The organism is Streptosporangium sp. NPDC051022 (genome assembly GCF_040683035.1).
Taxonomy (GTDB): Bacteria; Actinomycetota; Actinomycetes; order Streptosporangiales; family Streptosporangiaceae; genus Streptosporangium.
Genome location: NZ_JBFBCF010000002.1, coordinates 422,124 through 441,205, shown reverse-complemented (window position 1 = coordinate 441,205; position 19,082 = coordinate 422,124). Strand labels below are relative to the sequence as shown.

Here is a 19,082-nt window from a genome sequence, read left to right as displayed (position 1 = left end):
AGCGTCACCCTGACGGCTCAGGACGCTTTCTTTCTCGATGACCACGTGGGCCGCGCGTACGCCGCGTCGAGATCCGCCGCGATACGCGAGGCGATCGGGCTGCTGCGCACCGCCCGCCTTGAGCAGGAGCGCGCCGCCGCCCATGACAACGGCGGAGGCCTCACCAAGCCGGGGGGCCGGGGTTCCGTCCCGGTCTCACGGAGGCCGTCACCAGTCGGAGTTCCCCGTGACGGCGGTGTAGAGGGCTCCGAGGTCGAGGCGCCCCCGGTGGACGACCTCGCCCTTGGCGTTCAGGACGCGATACTCGCACGCGCGCAGCCGCTCCTCCGGCAGGCCCGGGGAGAAGACGGCCAGGCCGGTGGCGTCGGCGGGCTCGACGGCGATCGTCCGGGCGCCGTCCCGTAGTTCGACGCGGGATCCGGCCCCGCCGGGAACGTAGACGGCGGCGGTCGCGGAGTCCGGCGAGCCCCCCACGGCCGTGGTCCAGCCGACGGGACGGGAGAGATCTCCGGCCAGGCGGCCGAGGCGTTGTTGCTCGGTGGATCCGTCGGAGGAGGTGTAGGTCGTCTGGACGGCCAGGAAGGTGGGGGTGCCGGGCCCGGAGACGGTCGCGACGAGGGCGTCGCGACGGGAGCCGAGCGAGCCGCCCCACAGATAGCGGTAGGTCAGGCGCCAGGGCGGGGTCGCCAGGGTGCCGAGTCCCTGCAGCAGGCCCCTGGCCTGTTCGACGTTCACGTGGCCCGCCGCGGCCGCGGCGGCCCGGGTCAGGGCGGGGTGGAAGGCGGGGTTCTCGTCGTAGGAGATGGTCCAGCCGAGCGACATGGGCCGTTCGAATCGCTCTCCCAGCCGGATCCTGATGGCGGCGTGGCCGAGTTTCGCGTCGGGAAGCGTGGTCAGCAGCAGGCCCTGGTCGGCGCGGAGGGTGCGGGTGTGCCGGACCGGGGTGCCGTCGGCGCGGTAGGACACGAACGGGGAGATCTTCACGGCGGTCATCTGCGGGGGGCCGAGCACCACGAGCGGGTGGTCGTCGTCCGCGGAGATCCAGACGACGGCCTCTCTGCCGCTCCCGCCCGCCATGGGGCTCTCCGTGCCGAGATCCAGGTCCTCCACGGGGGTTCCGGCGTCGCCGTACAGGACGACGGTGCCGCCCATGGCCGGGTTCTTCGGGGAGACCGCCACGACCACACGCCGCCCGTCCCTGTCCCCGGCGTACAGGATCCGGGCTTCGGGGTCGCCGAGCCGGGCCCTGAGGGTGGCCAGAAGCGCGGTGTCGCCCGCGAGCGATCCCCGGGCCGGCCAGTCGGGTCCCGTCCGTTCCCGCACCGTGGTCGTGGCCGGGCGGCTGTCGGTCCCCCGCGATACGACGGGATTGACCAGGACGAGGGCGACGGTCAGCGCCAGCGCGCCGCCCGCGGCGGCCCGGCGGCGACGCCGGGTGCGACGCACCCGCCGCAGGGTCGCGCCGTAGGGGTCGGTGTGCTCCGGGACGGTCGCGGCCCGGGAGGCGAAGGTCTGTCGCAGCCCGTCTTCCAGCGGTGTGGTCATGAGGTCCTCTTCTCCCGAGATCCCGTGGTCGCCTCCGGCCGGGACGGCGCGGCTGTGCCGTCGGCGATCCCGGGGTGCTTCCTGAGCCGTTCCAGGCCGCGTGAGGCCTGGCTTTTGACCGTGCCGAGTGAACAACCGAGCAGCCTGGCGACCTCGGCCTCCGGCAGGTCCTCGAAGTAGCGCAGGACCAGTACGGCGCGCATCCTGGACGGCAGGGCCAGGACCGCCGACCAGAGCGCGTCGCGGACGTCGTAGGCCGCGTGGGGGTCCTCCCCCGCCGTCTCCGGGACGGTTCCGGTGAGGTGTTCGGTGAACCGTCTTCGCCGCCACCAGGAGGCGTTGAGGTTGACGAGCACGCGGCGGGTGTAGAACTCGGGGTCGTCGATCCGGCTCCAGCGCCGGTGGGTCCTGACCAGCGCGGTCTGGAGCAGGTCCTCCGCCCGGCCGTGGTCCCCGGTCAGCAGGTAGGCGGTGCGGAGCATGGCCTGCCAGCGCGCCGTGACGAAGTCACGGAACCGTCCCTCGGCGTCCTCGGCGTCCACGCCCACGCATCCCTCCCGGTTCGGCCTTCACCCCCTCAGATACCGGGGCGGCCGGAAAAGGTTGAGAGACCGAGAAGATGCGGCCGGGAAAACCCGGCGGAGAAGACGGCGGGGCGAGGAAACATGTGGGATCCGTCTCCGCATGGAGGACGCGTCCCCAGGCGGGCTGACCCGCCCCTACGCGGGGGAAGAGGTGGTGGCCGTGGAGTACGCGGGTGAGGGGGTGGTGGCCGTGGAGCCCGTGTCGCTCCGGAAAGGCGTCGGGTCGCGCGGTGCGTCCTCTTCACCGCGCGACCCGGCATTGTTGTGATCCGCCATCACAAACAATTCTCCCTTTACTCACCCCAAGGGGTGCTCCCGGAAACCATGGTGTCCAACGGGCCGTAAGGGCGGCGTAAGCGGCGCCGATGTGCGACCTGAGTCGTACACCCGGTTCCCCCTCAAGGGGGAAGGGCCCTGAACTGCGTATACGTATTGTGGTGACGTGTTCGGCAGATTACGCGCCTGGAGCCGTCGTCATCCCGGGATCGTCGACGCCCTCTGGCTGGTGCCCTTCGTCGTGTTCTCGGCACCGAACGTGTGGAACGTCGGCACGGAGCCGAAATCCTATCCGGAGGTGATGCTCGGGCCGTGGGGGACCCTGGGGCTCGCCCTGCTACTGACCGTGCCGCTGCTCTGGATGCGGAAGCGTCCGCTCACGGTGTTCGCGATCGTCTCACTTGCGAGCTTCGGCCAGTGGCTGCTGGGCGTGCAGCCGCTGTTCCTCAACCTGACCGTGCTCATCGCCATGTACACCGTGGCGTCGCGCTGCCTGCTGCGCTGGGCGATCGCCGCGGGTGCGGTCGCGGAGCTGGGGCTCGCCCTCGCCTTCGGGCGGATCACCACGAATCCAGACCTCAGGAGTTGGGCCAGCAGCTCGGTGTTCATGATCGCGATCTGGATCGCCGGGATCTACGCCAACACCCGCCGCCGCTATCTGGAGAGCCTGGAGGAGCGGGCCGAGCGGGCCGAGCGCGAGCGCGACCAGCAGGCGCGGCTGGCCGCGGCGGCCGAGCGGACCCGGATCGCCAGGGAACTGCACGACGTGGTCGCCCACAACGTGAGTGTGATCATCGTTCAGGCCGACGGCGCGGGCTACGCGATCGACAAGAACCCGGAGCAGGCCCGCGAGGCCATGCGCGCCATTTCGGACACGGGCCGGCAGGCGCTGGCCGAGATGCGCAGGATGGTCGGCGTACTGCGGGCCGACGGCGTGCCCGAGGAGTACGCCCCGCAGCCCAGCCTGTCGCAGCTGGACGACCTGGTGGCCCAGGTGCGTTCCTCGGGTCTGCCGGTGGAGTTCCGGGTGACCGGCCCTCCGCGGGACCTCGCCGAGGGCGAGCAGCTGACGGTCTACCGGATCGTCCAGGAGGCGCTCACCAACACGCTCAAGCACGGCGGCCCCGACAGCCGGGCCACGGTCGAGATGGAGTACGGCGGGCAGGAGCTGCTGCTGCGGGTGACCGACGACGGTCGTGGCGCGGCGGCTCCCCGGAGCCCGGACGGGCACGGCCTGGTCGGCATGCGGGAACGGGCCGCCATGTTCGGCGGGAGCGTCGACGCCCGGCCGTGCCCGGGAGGCGGGTTCCAGGTGACGGCGCGGCTGCCGATCGCCGAGGCGGGCGGGAGGCGGGCGGCGTGACGGGCCGGGGTGGTGCGCGAGGGTGTCGGGGGGGCCGGGGGATGCGGCGCTCGGGGGTGCCGGTATGACGGGATGAGAGAGTACTGAACGGCCGGTGACGAACGGACCCGGCGTGGTGAACGGGCTTCCGGTGTGAGACGAGGAGCCGTCGGCCAGGCGAGTGAGAAGTGGTGAGTGACCGGTGATTCGCGTGATGCTGGTGGACGATCAGGAACTCCTGCGGGCCGGGTTCCGCATGGTCCTCGGCGCACAACCGGACATCGAGGTCGTCGCGGAGGCGGGCAACGGAGCCGCGGCGGTCGAGACCGCGCGGACGGTCGAGATCGACGTCGTGCTGATGGACGTGCGGATGCCGGTCATGGACGGCGTCGAGGCGACCCGGCTGATCTGCGCGGCGGCCGAGAGGCCGCGGGTGCTGATCCTGACGACGTTCGACCTGGACGAGTACGCGTTCTCGGCGCTGAAGGCGGGAGCGTCGGGGTTCCTGCTGAAGGACGTGCCGCCCTCCGACCTGCTCAGCGCCATCCACTCGGTGCACAGCGGGGACGCCGTGGTGGCGCCGAGCACGACACGGCGGCTGCTGGAACGTTTCGCCGGGCACCTTCCCTCCCCTGGGGGTGCCGAGCCCGCGGCACTGGGCGGGCTGACCGCGCGGGAGCGGGAGGTGCTGGTGCTCGTGGCCAGGGGGCTGTCGAACGCGGAGATCGCCGATCGGCTGGACCTGGCGGAGGCGACGGTCAAGACGCATCTGGGACGGATCCTGGCCAAGCTGAGCCTGCGGGACCGGGCCCAGGTGGTCGTGTACGCCTATGAGTCCGGTCTCGTCGTCCCCCACTCCGCGGGCTGAGGTCTCCCGCTCCCCCGGCGACTCCCTCGACCCCCCCACAGCTCCCGCGACTCCCACAGCTCCCCACGGCTCCCCGGCGTCTTCCCCATACCGACCCGGTGGATCCCGGCCCCCGTGACCCCTCCGGTCGGCCGAATGGCCGAGGCGCGGCTACACCGGAGGTAGCAGCGATCCGGCCGCGGACATCCCGTGGTGGGCACGAAGTCCGTCCGGCAGGCCGATGACCGGCCTTTCCCCCGGCAATAGCGTTTTACACGTCAAAGAACGCATGGGTTGTCGAGGAGAAGTGACGTGACCATCACCGGAGAGGTCGGGGCGTGGAATGCCCGGGAGAACGCGGCGGCCGCCGTGGTTGCCAGGGGCCTGACCAAGATCTACGGCCAGGGGGACGCTGCCGTGCAGGCTCTTCGGGGGGTCGACGTCTCCTTCGCCACGAGCGCCTTCACCGCGATCATGGGCCCTTCCGGGTCGGGCAAGTCAACGCTGATGCACTGCCTGGCCGGGCTGGACACGGTCACCCACGGGCAGGTGCACATCGGTGACATCGAGCTCACCGGACTGAACGACAAGCAGCTCACACTGCTGCGCCGGGAGCGGATCGGCTTCATCTTCCAGGCGTTCAACCTGCTGCCGACGCTGACGGCCGAGCAGAACATCCGGCTTCCGCTGGAGATCGCCGGGCGCCAGGCCGACCAGGCCCTGTTCGACCGGGTCGTGGAGACCGTGGGCCTGCGCGACCGGCTCGGCCACAAGCCGACCGAGCTGTCCGGTGGTCAGCAGCAGCGGGTCGCGGTCGCCCGCGCCCTGATCAGCAAGCCGCGGGTCATCTTCGCCGACGAGCCGACCGGCAACCTGGACTCGCGCAGCGGTGCCGAGGTGCTGTCCTTCCTGCGCACGTCGGTGCGCGAGCTGGGCCAGACGATCGTGATGGTCACCCACGACCCGGTCGCGGCGTCCTACGCCGACCGGGTGATCTTCCTGCGGGACGGCCTGCTGGTCAGCGAGATCCTCCAGCCGACCCCGCAGAGCGTGCTGGACACCTTGATGAAGCTGGAGGGCTGAGGTGTTCAGGACGACCCTGGCCGGGCTCCGGGCGCGCAAGCTGCGCCTGCTGCTCACCTCGCTGGCGATCGCGCTGGGGGTGGGGTTCATCGCGGGCACGTTCGTGCTCACCGACACCATGCAGGCCGGCTTCACGGAGAAGTTCGCCGCGGCCGCCGACAAGATCGACGTGGCCGTGCGGCCCGTCTCCGGCGACAGGACCCGCACGCCGATCCTGCAGGACGCCGTACTGGAGAAGATCCGCGCGGTCGGCGGCGTCGCCGACGCCCAAGGGCTCGTGATGGGCACCTCCGCGCTGATCGGCAAGGACGGCAAGGCGGCCGGGGACTACCCCACCGCGGGGATCTCCATCCTCCAGGGGCGGCTGAACCGCGTCCCGATCACCAGCGGCTCCGCCCCGAAGACGGCGACGCAGGCCGCGCTCGACAAGAACACCGCCCGGGTCCGCGGGTTCAAGGTGGGCGACACCGTCACGGTGCTGGACTCCCGGAACGTCAAGCACGACTTCCAGCTGGTCGGCCTGTTCGACACGGGCCTGGACCAGAATCTCGGCTTCACCGGCGCGGTCGGCTACACCGTGGAGACGGCCCGGGCGATGACCGGGGAGAAGGGCTTCCGGGAGATCGACGTCGTGGCCGCCGAGGGTGTGACGCAGGAGGCGGCACGCGACTCGATCGCCACGGCCCTCGGCAAGGGGTACGACGTCAAGACCGGCGAGCGGTACGCCGACGACATGGTGAAGGCCAACGGCGCCGACAGTCAGTTCCTCACGATGGGCCTGCTGCTGTTCGGCCTGGTGGCGATGTTCGTGGCCGCGCTGGTCATCTACAACACCTTCAACATCCTGGTCGCCCAGCGGACCCGTGAGATGGCTCTGCTGCGCTGCATCGGCGCGACACGCGGGCAGGTGTTCGGCTCCATCGTGGTGGAGTCGGCCGTGGTCGGCCTGCTGTCGTCGGTGCTGGGCCTGGCGCTCGGCTACGGCCTGGGGGCGGGAGCCCTGGTGGTACTCCGCTCGATCGGCGCGCCGCTGCCCGAGGCGACCGCCACCCTGACGCCGCTCACCATCGTCCTGGCCCTGGTCATCGGCCTGGTCGTCACGGTGGGCGCGGCCCTGCTGCCCGCGCGCTCGGCGACGAGGGTGGCGCCGATCGCGGCGCTGCGCACCCAGGTCGAGGAGCACACCTTCAGGACGGGCCTGATTCGGGTGATCTTCGCGGCGCTGTTCCTGGTCGCGGGGGTGGGCGCCACGGTGGTCGGGGTGACCACGGATCCGGGCCAGAGCGCGCTCCTGGTCGTCGTGGCCGGCGGCTCGCTCGTCTTTTTCGCGGTGCTGACCCTCGGTCCGGTGATCGTCAAGCCGCTCGGCGCCTTCGTCGGCTGGCTGCCCGGCAAGCTCTTCGGGGTGCCCGGCAGGCTCGCCCTGGACAACTCCGGGCGCAACCCCAAGCGGTCGGCGACCACGACCGTGGCGCTCACCGTGGGCGTGACGCTGATGACGCTCATCTCCGTCCTCACCGCCACCCTGCGGGTGACCTACTCCCAGCAGCTCGACAACCAGTTCCCCGTCGACTACATGATCCAGGCCCAGGACCGCGAGTCCGGCCTGCCCCGCGCGCTGGCCGAGAGCCTGCGGACCAGGCCGGAGCTGACCTCGGTGGTCGCCCTGCGCGGGACACCGGCCAAGATCGGAGACAAGGGGAACAGGTACGAGGCCGGGACGTTCACCGCGTCGCCCGACTTCAGGCCGAAGTTCACCTCCGGCTCGATCGACGCCCTCCGGCCGGGGACCGTGGCCGTGGCCGACGACGTGGCCGAGGAACTCGGCGTCAAGGTCGGCGGCCGGATCCCGGTGCACACGGCGAAGGCCGGCACGGTCGACCTCGCGGTGGTGGGCCTCTTCGACCCCGACAAGGCCGGCCTGCCGAGCGTGACCGTGCCCGCCGGGGACTTCGACCGCTATTTCGGCACGGTCGGCGACAGCCGGGTGCTGGTCAACGCCAAGGAGGGCGTCAGCCCCGACGCGGCCCGCAAGGCGGTCGAGACGGCGGCGCAGCCCTACCCGACGGCGAAGGTCGCCAGCTCGACGGACATCCGCGGCGGCTTCGACGAGGCGCTCGACATGATCGTGATGATCATCACGGGGTTGCTGGGGCTGGCGGTGCTGATCTCGCTGCTGGGCATCGCCAACACGCTGTCGCTGTCGGTCCACGAGCGGACCAGGGAGTCCGCGCTGCTGCGGGCCCTGGGCCTGACCCGGCCCCAGCTTCGGCGGATGCTCTCGGTCGAGGCGCTGATCCTGGGGCTCATCGGGGCGCTGGTCGGCGTGGTGCTCGGCGTCGTCTTCGGCTGGGCCGCGTCGCGGACGATGACGAGGGACGTCGTGTTCAGCCTTCCCGTGCCGCAGATCCTGGCGTTCGTGGCGCTGTCCGGCCTGGCCGGGGTGCTCGCCGCCGTACTGCCGGCCCGCAGGGCTGCGCGGGCCTCGATCGTGAACTCGCTGGCCGCCGGCTGATCCGGCCGGGGTCTCCATCCGTGGCCGGGGCGCCTTTCGCAAGGGGGGCGGCGCCCCGGCCGTCCGGTCATCTGGGGCGGCGGCCCGGCCACTGGTCGGCGACGGTCTCGGGGTTAAGGAGGGGCCGGATGGCCATCTCCCCGGTGATCTTGTCGATCACCACGCACCCGCCGCCGACCGTGTCGGGCAGCACGTTGGGATCGTCGGGTTCGGGCTCCTTCTCCCAGGCGACGTAGCCTTCCCTGAAGGCATAAATCCGGATTTCCGCGGCGGATCCGGGGTTCCGGACCCCGTTGAAGTACTCCTCCGCGACCGCCCTGGCCTGGTCGAGATTCACAGCCTCCGCCCCTCCCCGTCGAGCACCACGCAGAAGACACCGGTCACCGACTCGTAGGGGGGATCGACCGCCATGTGCCCGCGCTGCGCGTCGATCCAGATCACCTCTCCACCGGCGTTCACCGCGTTCCAGGCGTGGCTGCCTCCGGCGGGCCAGCGGTTGACGATGATCGCCGCGGCACCGTGTCCCCCCGCCAGCAGCACCTGCCCGATCGGGACGTAGGCCTGCCGCCCCTGCCCCACGTACTGGAAACGCTGCCCCAGCCACCGCTCGGCGCGGGCCACCCCGCCCGCCTCCCCGGTGAGCAACGGCCTGCCGATCCGGTCGTACTCGGGCCGCCGGGGCGCGGCGACGACCGGCGCGCCGTACCAGGTGGACAGCACCGCCAGCGCGCAGTCCAGCGCGTTGGTCGCCCGGAACGGGTCGTCCGCGGCCCCCGCCCCGTTGGTCAGCCTGACCCACATGCCCCGGGGGTCGGGGAAGCGCCTGGGCACCCCCTGGTTCGTCACCGGTACGGCGCGCACCATGTCCTCCTGGGTCTGCGGGTCGGGCCTGGCCAGCCCTCCCGCCACGCCGTACGGCCTGCACCTGTCCAGCCACGGCGGCCGCCACGGCCCCCGCTCCGGCTCCCTGGGCGCCGCGACCACCACCGACGCCTGAAGCTCCAGCTCGAAGTCCCGCCACCGCTGCCCGTCAGCGGTCACCACGGGGTTGTAGACCCCCGTGAGTGAGAACACCTGATTCACCCGGCCCCCCTCGACCTGTCATCGCGGCCCGATGCTAGGGCGGGTCCCGCCACGGCGCGGGCGAGTTGACCAGATCGGGAACCACGCCGCCCCGCTGAGGGGTCACGGGGTGCGCGGGCGCCGGACGGGGAGTGGCTCCTCCGTAGCCTCGCCGTCAGGCGACCTCCACGTTGACGGTGTGCCAGCCGGTCGCGCCGTCGGGGGCCGTCGGGACGCGTTCCTCGGTCTGGGTGTAGCCGGTGGCGTCGGTGGCCCGCACCTCGATGGTGTGGCCGCCCGGTGTGGCGTCCCAGTCGTCGATCACCCACTGCCGCCAGGTGTCGGCGGTCGGCGCCTCGGCGAGCCTGGCCCGGCGCCACGGGCCCCGGTCGATCCGGACCTCGACGGCGTCGACCCCCTTGTGCTGCGCCCAGGCGACGCCCGCGATCACCGTACGGCCCGCGGGAAGGCGCGCCCCGTCCCTCGGCAGGTCGATGCGCGACTCCGTCTTGACCGGCCCCTTGGGCGACCAGCCCCTCGGGGTCCAGTAGGCCTCGTCCCGGTCGAAGCGGGTGACCTTGATGTCCGTCACCCACTTGGTCGCCGAGACGTAGCCGTAGAGGCCGGGAACGACCTGGCGGACCGGGAAGCCGTGCTCGACGGGGAGCGCCTCGCCGTTCATCGCGAAGGCCAGCAGCGCGTTACGGCCGTCGAGGACCACGTCGACCGGGGTGCCGGAGGTCCAGCCGTCGGCCGAGGTGCTGAGCAGCATGTCCGCGTCCTTGTGCACGCCCGCGCCGCGCAGCACTCCGGCCAGGCTGACGCCCAGCCAGCGGGCGTTGCCGATGTACGGGCCGCCGACCTCGTTGGAGACGCAGCACAGCGTGATGTCGGCCTCGACCACGGGCCGTTTCATCAGGTCGGCCAGGGTGAGCTCGACGGGCCTGTCCACCATGCCGTGGATTCTCAGGGTCCAGGAGCGAGGATCGACCTGGGGCACCATGAGGGCGGTGTCGACCCGGTAGAAGTCGCGGTTGGGGGTGACGAACGGCGACAGCCCCCTGATCCTCAGATCGACGCCCGCCGGGAGCGCCGGGAGCGGGGTCGCGGGTCTGGGCAGCGTCAGACCGGCCCTGGCCGTGTTCACCGCCGACCGCCCCGACAGCGTCTGGCCGACTACCGCGCTCACCCCGGCGACCGCGAGACCGCCGACCGCCCCGGCGAGCAGCCTGCGCCGGTCGAACACGAGCGGCCCCTCCCCCGGCCGCATGACCGGCGGCACCGGGATCTCACGCCGCTCCCCGGCCTCCGCTCCGGGCACGCCGGAAGCGGGTTCCGCTCCACCCCCCGCTCCGGCCCCCGCGGTGGGTTCCACGGTGGGTTCCACGTCGCCCCCCGCACCGGGCGCCTCTCCCGGCCCCGCCTCGGCGCCGCCGTCACGGACGGCCCGGCCGGCCGGTGCGGGCAGCGCGCGCCCGACCAGGAGCTGGAGAGCGGCCATGCCCGCGGCCGCGCCCACGATCGTGGGCACGATGTCCAGGGGACCGGCGTCGGGGCGGGTCAGGACGGCCAGGACACCGATCACGCCGAAGGCGGTCAGCCCCGCCATGCCGTACCTGATGTCCCGGACGGCCAGGATCCCGAGGACGGCGGCGATCACGGCGAGGACCACGAAGATGCCGGTGACCAGGACGTTCTTGTCGTTCTCCCCGAAGACGCGGATCGCGAACTCCTTCGCCCCCGCGGGGGCGAGATCCACGGCGGCGTTGCCGACCGCGACGACGGGGAAGGCGGACGCCTTCACCAGCCCGGCCGCCAGCAGGGAGACCCCGACCGCCACCGCGCCGGAAACCAGACCGATCAGGGCGGCCGCCCACATGGGCACACGCCTGTTGCTCTCCATACTTCAGACGTTACGCTCGGCCGGGGACGCGGATCTTACGCACCGATCACGAACCCTCCGAAGTGTCGTCCCGCGGCGAGGGGCGGGCACCCCCTCGACGGCGATCGAGGACGGGCCCGGAGCCGACGGTGGAGGCGCGATCCGCCCTAGCCGAGGACCTCGGCGATGACGGGGGCCAGCGCGCGGAAGGCGCGGCCCCGGTGGCTGATGGCGTTCTTCTCATCGGGCGAGAGCTCCGCCGTCGTCCGGTTCTCCCCCTCCGGCACGAAGATCGGGTCGTAGCCGAAGCCGTTGGTTCCGCGCGGCGCGTCGATGATCACACCGTGCAGCGCGCCCTCCGCCACCCGCTCCCCGCCCGACGGCAGCGCCAGCGCCGCCGCGCACGCGAAGTGGGCGCCCCGGTGCTCTCCCGAAACGTCGGACACCTGCGCGAGCAGCAGTTCCAGGTTCGCCCCGTCGTCACCGTGCTTGCCCGCCCAGCGAGCGGAGAAGATGCCCGGCATGCCGTTCAGCGCGTCCACGCACAGGCCCGAGTCGTCGGCGATCGCGGGCAGGCCCGACTGCTCGGCGACGGCGTGGGCCTTCAGCAGGGCGTTCTCGGCGAAGGTCAGCCCGGTCTCCGCGACGTCGCCGATCTCGGGGAACTCCTCAAGACCGACGATCTCCACCGGTACCGAGGCGTCGGCCAGGATCTGGCGGAGCTCGGCGATCTTCCCGGCGTTCCTGGTGGCCAGCACCAGCCTGCCGGCGGTCACACCCGCCGGCCCGGCCTCCCCGGCGCTCACGCCAGCGACTCCCGCTGCAGGCGGGTCAGCTCCGCGCATCCGGCGACGCCCAGGTCGAGCAGTTCGTTCAGCGCGGCCCGGTCGAACGGCTTGCCCTCCGCGGTGCCCTGGACCTCGACGAACTCGCCGGATCCGGTCATAACCACGTTCATGTCCGTCTCGGCCGCGACGTCCTCGGTGTAGCAGAGGTCGAGCAGCGGCGTGGATCCGACGACGCCGACCGACACGGCGGCGACGGAGTTGATCAGCGGGTCGCCGTTGCACATCTTCCGCTCGCGCATCCACCGCACCGCGTCGGCCAGCGCCACGTAGGCGCCGGTGATCGCGGCGGTGCGGGTGCCGCCGTCGGCCTGGAGCACGTCACAGTCGATGACGATCGAGTTCTCGCCGAGGACCTTGTAGTCGACGCAGGCCCGCAGCGAACGGCCGATCAGGCGGGAGATCTCGTGCGTCCTGCCGCCGATCCTGCCGCGCACCGACTCGCGGTCGTTACGGGTGTTGGTGGCCCTGGGCAGCATGGCGTACTCGGCGGTGACCCAGCCCTGGCCGCTTCCCCTGCGCCAGCGCGGCACGCTGTCCTGCACGGAGGCGGCACACAGCACCCTGGTGCCGCCGAACTCGACGAGCACCGACCCCTCGGCGTGGGCGAGCCAGCCACGGGTGATGGTGACGGGGCGGAGCTGATCAGGAGAACGTCCATCTGCGCGAGCCATGGACCTCACCCTAGACGAGCGGGCGCCGTGTCCGGGAGGCGACCGGGGGACAAGCGGCCCGCGGCACACGCGACACGTGCGAGGACGGCGTCTTCCGTCCCGTCCGCACCGTTTCCCCCGGTGGTCGCGGGCGTGATCCGCTCACGAAGGCGGAATGCGGAAACCGGCAACAACCGTGCGGGGACGGTCAACGACTTTCCGGCCGCGGAGCGGCACGCTTGGAGAGCGCGGAGAAACCGGGCCCCGCGGAAACTCTCCCCAGATATCCCTGAAATCCAGCACACCAGCCGGAAAACGGCCGGCCTCCTTGGGCGTCGCCCTCGGGCGTCGCCGTCGTCCTCTCGGAGAAAGTCCTCGCCTACCTGGAGCGGGAGACGCGATGAACACCGTTTACATTTTCGTGGCGGCACTGGGCGTCGCCGTGATCGCCAACTTCGCGCTCACCGCGCACGTCGCCGCGACTCTTTCCGCGAAGATGAGCGCCCTGGAGCACAGGACCGTCGACCAGGCGGACGATTCTCTCCTGCCGGTCGGGACGGAAATACCGGGGTTCAGCACCCGCACCGTGGACGGGGAGCCGGTCCGCTCATGGGAATTCGACCGGCCGACCGTGCTGGGATTCTTCATGGTGGGCCGTGTCCCGTGCGAAACGACGCTCCCCGATTTCTGCGAGGCCGCGGAAACGCTCCGCGTCGAGGGGGCGGAGGTGATCGCCGTGGTCTGCCACGAGAGCCGTCATCCGGGCGGGCCGATCGCCGACCCCGCGGTCAAGGCGCTCGCCGCCCGGCTCGGCACGGTGGCACGGGTCGTCCTGGAGCGGGACGGCGATGCCGTCACCACCGCCTTCAAAATGACGGTTTTTCCGGCGTTCTACCGCGTCAGCACGCGAAACGGACGGCTGCGTGTCACCGGCACCGCCTCGGCGCCCCCCTCCTTCTCCGGGCTGGAGTGGGCATGACGGGCGCGCCGGCAACCGGCCGGCGCGGGGTTCATCCGCCCAGGTCGTACACGGCGCCGCTGCGCGCGAGCTCGATCCGCCCGGCGTAGCCGCCCCGCAAGGCGTCGTCGAGGATCCGCCCGGGGTCGTACCAGGGCACGAGGTGGGTCAGCACCAGGGTGTCCACGTCGGCCCTGGCCGCGTGCTCGGCGGCCTGGCGCCCCGTCAGGTGCAGGCCGGTCGGCAGGCCGGGCTGTTCCAGGAAGGACGCCTCGCACAGGAGCACGTCCGCTCCCGAGGCGAGCTTGACCAGTTCGGCGGACTCTCCGGTGTCGGCGGAGTAGGCCACCGAGCGGCCGCCGTACGAGACCCGGAACCCGTACGTCTCGACCGGGTGGTTCATCGGGGCGGCCGTCACCTCGAACGGGCCCACCTCGAACACGCCGGGCGTCAGCCGCGCGAAGTCGAAGTCCGTCTCCAGCCCAGGCTCGTCGGACATGCCGTAGGCGGCGGCCAGGCGGCCGGGCGCGCCGGCGGGGGCGTGGACCGGCACACGGGGAAGCGGGCCGTGCGGGGTGTAGGTGCGCACCACGTGGTAGGCGCACATGTCGAGGCAGTGGTCGGCGTGCAGGTGGGACAGGCAGATCGCGTCCACGTCGTAGAGGCCGATGTGCCGCTGGAGCGCGCCCAGCGCCCCGTTGCCGAAGTCCAGCAGCATGCGGAACCCCTCGGCCTCCAGCAGGTAGCAGGAGGAGGGACTGTCAGGGCCGGGGAAGCTCCCAGAGCATCCGATGATCGTCAGTTTCACGGCGGCCTCCTACTTGTCACGGTATGGTCTCTGCTTCGCGACGCCCCACATCGCCCTCGGGGAACCGGTGACCGGCGCCCCGGCCTCACCCGCCCCGCGGGAGTTCCCGCGGGCCCGGGAGGTCCGGCTGTCTCACCCGATGGGCTCCCACGTCCCGAGGCCCGGGGCGGCGGAGGCGGACTGTCCCAGCGGGACGTAGCCGTCGCCGGAGACCTGCCCGACCGCCGCGAGCTCGACCGCCTGGATCTCGGGGCCGAGGAAGCGCTGGCCCAGCCGGGCGAAGAGGCGGCCGTCGCCGGTCGCCGCGAACCTGTGCCGGGGGGTGCCCCCCACCGCGGCCAGGCCCCGGTCGTGCAGGACGCGGTAGACGTCCTTGGCCGTCTCGTCGGCGCTGGAGACCAGCGTGACGCCGTCCCCCGCGACGTAGGAGATCGGGCCGGTGAGCAGCGGGTAGTGGGTGCAGCCCAGGATCAGCGTGTCGCATCCGTCGCGCAGCACGGGCTCCAGGTAGCCGCGGATGGCCTCGATGAGCTCCTCGCTCGTCGTCTCCCCCCGTTCGACGAACTCCACGAGGCGGGGCGCGGCCACCCCGGTCAGCCGGACGTCGGGGGCCGCGGCGAACGCGTCCTGGTAGGCCATCGACTCGATCGTCGCCCTGGTCCCGATCACCCCGACCCGGCCGTTGCGGGTGGCCCGTACGGCCCGGCGTGTCGCCGGTTGGATGACCTCGACGACCGGTACGTCGTAGCGCTCACGCGCGTCCCGCAGCACCGCCGCGCTGGCGCTGTTGCACGCGATCACCAGCATCTTGACATCGTGCTCGACGAGGTGGTCCATCACCTCCAGCGCGTAGGCGCGGACCTGCGCGATGGTCTTGGGACCGTACGGCTGCCGCGCCGTGTCGGCCACGTAGAAGATCGACTCGCTCGGCAGCTGATCGATGATCGCCCTGGCCACCGTGAGACCGCCGACACCGCTGTCAAAGATTCCAATGCTTGCTTGCGACACGGTTCCCAAGGTTAGGCGACCTGGGACGACGGCTCACGGTAAGAATCCTCACAACACGATCAATCATGACGTGGTCATCAGCCGCGTCCTACCCGGGCGAGCTGGCGGGACTGGGCGACCAGGCGTCCCGCGGAGTCCCAGACCTCGACGTCCTCGTCGAACCAGCCGTCGCCGATCATCCGGCCGCTGCCGAACAGGGTGAGCCAGCCGGGGGCGGGCAGGGCGCGCAGGTGCCAGGTGAGGTCCACGGTGGGGGCCCATCCCCGCGCTCCCGCAGAGAAGACCACCGGCGGAAGACAGTCCACGGCCATCGCCAGCACGTAGGGGTCGGGATCCTGCGGCTCGGCCAGCCGGAAGTAGGCGCGGACCTCAGGGCTCCCGGAGGGGTCGCCGTCGAGCCAGCCGACGGTGGGCGGGTCGTAGGCCACCTCCATCTGCGCGCTGAACGTCATGCCCGACTCGGGCCCGGGGTCGGGCAGCGTGCGGCACCGCTCGATGGGGGGCATGGCGACCGGGGGGCGCCCCATCCAGTCGGGGGCGACGTCGCGCAGGGTGGCCGTCGTGACGAGGGTCTCGATGAACGACGTGCCGTCCTGGACGAGGGTGGCGCGGGTCATCGTGGCGGTCCGGCCCGCCTTGAGCTGCTCCAGCCTCACCTGGGCGGGGCCGGGGGCGGGAGAGCGCAGGAACTGGGCGCTGGTGGTCACGGGGTGCTCGTGCGGCGAGGCGTCCACGACCGCCCGCAGCAGAACGGCCATCAGGTAGCCGCCGTTGAGCGGTCCCCCGATGGAGTATCCGGGGTCCAGGCACACGTCGTAGGTGGTCTCGTCCACCCGGATCGCCTGCGTCGCCTCATCGAACTTCGTCATCCATACCCCCGAATATTATTCTGTAGGGTAAGTCTACCGAGCCCGGGTGGCTCCCGCCTCGCCGATTTCACACATATGCCACCACCTGGGAAAACACGCTTTCCTCGAACCGGAAACCGCTTGCGGGTTTCTCCGGCGCTCTTCCCGGCAGGTCAAGGAGCCGGGAACCGGTGGCCTCATCGACCGGCCGGCACGGGACACGGAGAGGTGCGGGACACGGAGAGGTGCGGGACACGGAGAGGTGCGGGACACGGAGAGGTGCGGGCCGACCGGACGCCGGTGTCCCGGCGGCGAGGAGCCGCGGAGGCGTTTTCCGGTCACGACGGCGGCGCGATCCCCCGAAAACGATCACTCTCGCGGGAGACGACGGAATCACGTCGGGGAGGCGAATCGAGGCGTCGGAGCAGGCGATGCTCCATTCCGGCGAACGGTCGCGTTAGACGGAACAACCGCTTAGTTAGTTTAATGCAAGCGGTTTGCTACCGATGTGCACTAACTTTTCGGTACCCAAGAAGTCCACATTGTGAGTGAGCATGCCTGCCAACAATCCCCCCGACCAGTCGCCCACGCCTGACCAGCAGCCCGACAGGACGATCGCCTACCGCCCACAGGGCTATCCCCAGCAGGCGGGTTACCAGCAGCCGGGCTACCCGCAGCAGAACGCGGGGGGATACCAGCAGCAGGCCCAGCCCGAATACCAGCAGGGATACGGCCAGCAGCAGCAGAGCTACGGCCAGCAGCAGGCGTACGGCCAGCCGCCGAACCCCCAGCAGGCCTACGGCCAGCAGCAGAACTACGGCCAGCAGGCCGGCCACCAGTCCGGATACCCGCAGCCGGGCCACCAGCAGCAGGGCTACCAGCAGCAGGCGTACGGCCAGCAGCCGGGCTACACGCAGCCCTCCTGGCAGCAGGGCCCCGACTTCCTCGGTTCGGGACAGCCTCCGGCCCCGCCCGCCAAGAAGGGCAAGGGCTGGCTGATCGCGGTGATCGCCGCGCTGGTCGTCGCCCTCGTGGGCGGCGGCGGCGCCTTCGCGGTCAGCCTGCTCAGCGGTGGCGGCGCCCAGCCGCACGACGTGCTGCCCGGTGACGCGTTCGGTTACGTACGCCTGGACCTCGATCCGGCCGCGAACCAGAAGATCGCGCTGTTCACCATCGCGAGGAAGTTCACCGTCACCAAGAGCTCCTTCACCGGCGACGACCCGCGCAAGTCCCTGTTCGACCTGATCAAGCAGGACAGCGGCAACCTCGACAAGGTGAACTACGCCGCCGACGTCGAACCGTGGCTCGGCGACCGCATCGGCCTGGCCGCGCTTCCCCCGGCCAAGAGCGGCGGTGACCCCGGCATCGTCGTGGCCGTTCAGGTCACCGACGAGACGAAGGCGAAGGCCGGGATCGCCAAGCTGATGGACGGCCAGAAGCACGGCATCGCGTTCCGCGAGGGCTACGCGCTGCTCACCGCCACCCAGGCGGAGGCCGACCGGGCCGCCGCGGCGGCGCCGCTGTCGCAGAACACCGACTTCTCCGACGACCTGAGCGCCCTCGGCGAGACCGGCGTGCTCTCCTTCTGGATGAACGCGGGCAAGGTCGCCGCCCTCGCCCCGCAGCTGGCCACCCAGAACCCCGAGGCCCTCGCGCAGATCAAGAACCTCCGCGTGGCGGCCGCGCTCCGCTTCGACGGCGACTACGTCGAACTGGCCGGTGTCAGCCGCGGTGCGCAGAACCTGGACCTTGGCCAGCCCGAGGTGTCCAAGATCGGTGTGCTCCCCGTCTCGACCGCCGCCGCCGTCTCGATCTCCGGCCTCGGCGACGTGATCGGCAAGCAGTGGAGCCAGCTCCTGAAGTCCGCCGAAGTGAGCGGCGCCGGTTCCTTCCAGCAGTTCGCCGACCAGCTCCAGCAGAAGTACGGCCTGGCGCTCCCCGCCGACCTGACCACGCTGCTGGGCAAGAACCTCACGCTGGCCCTGGACGCCAGGGGCCTGGACGGAGGCGAACCGAAGTTCGGCGCCCGCATCACCACCGACCCGGCCAAGGCCCAGGACGTCGTCGGCAAGATCGAGAAGTTCCTCGCCGACTCCGGCACCACCGTCCCGCAGCTCGCCAAGGTCCCCGGTGACGGCACCTTCGTCCTGGCCAGCTCCCAGGACTACGCCGCCGAGCTCGCCAAGGACGGCACGCTGGGCGACGACGAGGGCTTCAAGCTCGCGGTCCCGGACGCCGACAAGGCGACCTTCGCCGCCTACGTCGACCTCGACAAGCTGGAGCACTTCTACCTGCAGAACCTCCAGGGCGACGAGAAGGCCAACGCCCAGGTCCTGCGGGCCGTCGGCATCAGCGGCACCCAGTCGGGCAGCGACGCCACCTTCTCCCTGAGGGTCCTGTTCAACTAGCCCCTCAGGAACGCCCAATCCTTGAGGGGGCTGTTCGACCAGCCCCCTCAAGGCCCTGCCCGACCGACTCCCGAGAGACCTGTTCGACCAGCACCCTCAGAAACCTGCCCGCCCCCTGAGGGACCTGTTCGACCAGCACCCTCAGGGACCTGCCCGACCGACGCCTTCTCGCCGAGAGGCCTGGCCGGCCAGGGCGGCGATCACCCGCCTTCACCACGTCCGTGACCTTCCAAGCGCCGGTACGGCGGGCGGTGAAGCGGAGCGGGTCGGCGCCGATGTACGGCGCCCGACCCGGTGAAGGTTCCCGGTCACAGCACCGGACATCCCATCGCGCGGCCGGGCGGGCTCACCGCCCGGCCCGGCCGGGGGTGCCCCCGCCCCCCGCCGGGGGGGGGGGGGGGCACCCGGCCCCCCCCGG

At 71.5% G+C, this 19,082-nt stretch carries 16 protein-coding genes; 6 read left to right on the top strand and 10 right to left on the bottom strand.

What is annotated here, in order from left to right:
- Nucleotides 1-207: 207 nt before the first annotated feature.
- The gene (locus AB0N02_RS05985; protein WP_363943187.1) at nucleotides 208-1,545 is read right to left on the bottom strand and encodes a hypothetical protein; all 1,338 of its coding nucleotides are present in this window, start codon (nucleotides 1,543-1,545) and stop codon (nucleotides 208-210) included.
- A complete protein-coding gene (locus tag AB0N02_RS05980) occupies nucleotides 1,542-2,087 on the bottom strand; it encodes a SigE family RNA polymerase sigma factor (RefSeq protein ID WP_363943185.1) in 546 nt (181 codons plus the stop codon). The genes AB0N02_RS05985 and AB0N02_RS05980 overlap by 4 nt, the downstream gene beginning before the upstream one ends.
- 484 nt (nucleotides 2,088-2,571) lie before the next feature.
- Here AB0N02_RS05980 and AB0N02_RS05975 point away from each other — a divergent pair, with 484 nt between their 5' ends.
- From AB0N02_RS05975 to AB0N02_RS05960, 4 genes are all read left to right on the top strand, one after another.
- Nucleotides 2,572-3,768, top strand: coding sequence for a sensor histidine kinase (locus AB0N02_RS05975; protein ID WP_363943183.1), 1,197 nt, complete (start codon nucleotides 2,572-2,574; stop codon nucleotides 3,766-3,768).
- Nucleotides 3,769-3,949: 181 nt separating this feature from the next.
- Nucleotides 3,950-4,615, top strand: coding sequence for a response regulator transcription factor (locus tag AB0N02_RS05970; RefSeq protein WP_363943181.1), 666 nt, complete (start codon nucleotides 3,950-3,952; stop codon nucleotides 4,613-4,615).
- A gap of 291 nt (nucleotides 4,616-4,906) precedes the next feature.
- Nucleotides 4,907-5,677 carry an ABC transporter ATP-binding protein gene (locus tag AB0N02_RS05965; RefSeq protein WP_363943180.1) on the top strand — a complete coding sequence of 257 codons (771 nt, stop codon included), beginning with the start codon at nucleotides 4,907-4,909 and terminating at the stop codon, nucleotides 5,675-5,677.
- A 1-nt stretch (nucleotide 5,678) separates the two neighbouring features.
- On the top strand, nucleotides 5,679-8,192 hold the full coding sequence (locus AB0N02_RS05960; protein WP_363943179.1) for an FtsX-like permease family protein: 2,514 nt from the start codon (nucleotides 5,679-5,681) through the stop codon (nucleotides 8,190-8,192).
- 67 nt (nucleotides 8,193-8,259) lie between these two features.
- On the opposite strand, the gene AB0N02_RS05955 is transcribed toward AB0N02_RS05960, so the two are convergent.
- The 5 genes from AB0N02_RS05955 to rph all read right to left on the bottom strand — a co-directional run bounded on the left by AB0N02_RS05955 (nucleotide 8,260) and on the right by rph (nucleotide 12,655).
- Complete coding sequence (locus AB0N02_RS05955; protein ID WP_363943178.1) at nucleotides 8,260-8,529, bottom strand: hypothetical protein; 270 nt, start codon at nucleotides 8,527-8,529, stop codon at nucleotides 8,260-8,262.
- Complete coding sequence (locus AB0N02_RS05950; protein WP_363943177.1) at nucleotides 8,526-9,275, bottom strand: toxin glutamine deamidase domain-containing protein; 750 nt, start codon at nucleotides 9,273-9,275, stop codon at nucleotides 8,526-8,528. The genes AB0N02_RS05955 and AB0N02_RS05950 overlap by 4 nt, the downstream gene beginning before the upstream one ends.
- A 154-nt stretch (nucleotides 9,276-9,429) precedes the next feature.
- Entirely contained in the window at nucleotides 9,430-11,157 is a 1,728-nt protein-coding gene (locus tag AB0N02_RS05945; protein WP_363943175.1) for a molybdopterin-dependent oxidoreductase, read from the bottom strand.
- 146 nt (nucleotides 11,158-11,303) lie between these two features.
- Nucleotides 11,304-11,942 carry an XTP/dITP diphosphatase gene (locus AB0N02_RS05940; RefSeq protein WP_363943173.1) on the bottom strand — a complete coding sequence of 213 codons (639 nt, stop codon included), beginning with the start codon at nucleotides 11,940-11,942 and terminating at the stop codon, nucleotides 11,304-11,306.
- Complete coding sequence (gene rph, locus AB0N02_RS05935; RefSeq protein WP_363943171.1) at nucleotides 11,939-12,655, bottom strand: ribonuclease PH; 717 nt, start codon at nucleotides 12,653-12,655, stop codon at nucleotides 11,939-11,941. The genes AB0N02_RS05940 and rph overlap by 4 nt, the downstream gene beginning before the upstream one ends.
- Before the next feature lie 379 nt (nucleotides 12,656-13,034).
- On the opposite strand from rph, the gene AB0N02_RS05930 reads away from it, so the two are divergent.
- A complete protein-coding gene (locus AB0N02_RS05930) occupies nucleotides 13,035-13,613 on the top strand; it encodes a hypothetical protein (protein WP_363943170.1) in 579 nt (192 codons plus the stop codon).
- A 31-nt stretch (nucleotides 13,614-13,644) separates the two neighbouring features.
- Here AB0N02_RS05930 and AB0N02_RS05925 read toward each other — a convergent pair whose 3' ends face one another.
- The 3 genes from AB0N02_RS05925 to AB0N02_RS05915 all read right to left on the bottom strand — a co-directional run bounded on the left by AB0N02_RS05925 (nucleotide 13,645) and on the right by AB0N02_RS05915 (nucleotide 16,277).
- Nucleotides 13,645-14,400 carry an MBL fold metallo-hydrolase gene (locus AB0N02_RS05925; protein WP_363943168.1) on the bottom strand — a complete coding sequence of 252 codons (756 nt, stop codon included), beginning with the start codon at nucleotides 14,398-14,400 and terminating at the stop codon, nucleotides 13,645-13,647.
- Nucleotides 14,401-14,532: 132 nt separating this feature from the next.
- A complete protein-coding gene (gene murI / locus AB0N02_RS05920) occupies nucleotides 14,533-15,408 on the bottom strand; it encodes a glutamate racemase (protein ID WP_363943167.1) in 876 nt (291 codons plus the stop codon).
- A gap of 77 nt (nucleotides 15,409-15,485) precedes the next feature.
- Complete coding sequence (locus tag AB0N02_RS05915) at nucleotides 15,486-16,277, bottom strand: thioesterase family protein (RefSeq protein WP_363943166.1); 792 nt, start codon at nucleotides 16,275-16,277, stop codon at nucleotides 15,486-15,488.
- Between the two features lie 533 nt (nucleotides 16,278-16,810).
- Between AB0N02_RS05915 and AB0N02_RS05910 the strand changes: the two genes are divergently transcribed.
- Nucleotides 16,811-18,664, top strand: coding sequence for a DUF3352 domain-containing protein (locus AB0N02_RS05910; protein WP_363943165.1), 1,854 nt, complete (start codon nucleotides 16,811-16,813; stop codon nucleotides 18,662-18,664).
- Nucleotides 18,665-19,082 lie beyond the last annotated feature (418 nt).

Excerpts from the sequence above, each read along its gene's own strand:
- AB0N02_RS05910 (WP_363943165.1), top strand. The coding sequence starts at position 16,811 with ATGCCTGCCAACAATCCCCCCGACCAGTCGCCCACGCCTGACCAGCAG.
- AB0N02_RS05915 (WP_363943166.1), bottom strand. The coding sequence starts at position 16,277 with ATGACGAAGTTCGATGAGGCGACGCAGGCGATCCGGGTGGACGAGACC.
- AB0N02_RS05930 (WP_363943170.1), top strand. The coding sequence starts at position 13,035 with ATGAACACCGTTTACATTTTCGTGGCGGCACTGGGCGTCGCCGTGATC.
- AB0N02_RS05985 (WP_363943187.1), bottom strand. The coding sequence starts at position 1,545 with ATGACCACACCGCTGGAAGACGGGCTGCGACAGACCTTCGCCTCCCGG.
- rph (WP_363943171.1), bottom strand. The coding sequence starts at position 12,655 with ATGGCTCGCGCAGATGGACGTTCTCCTGATCAGCTCCGCCCCGTCACC.
- AB0N02_RS05945 (WP_363943175.1), bottom strand. The coding sequence starts at position 11,157 with ATGGAGAGCAACAGGCGTGTGCCCATGTGGGCGGCCGCCCTGATCGGT.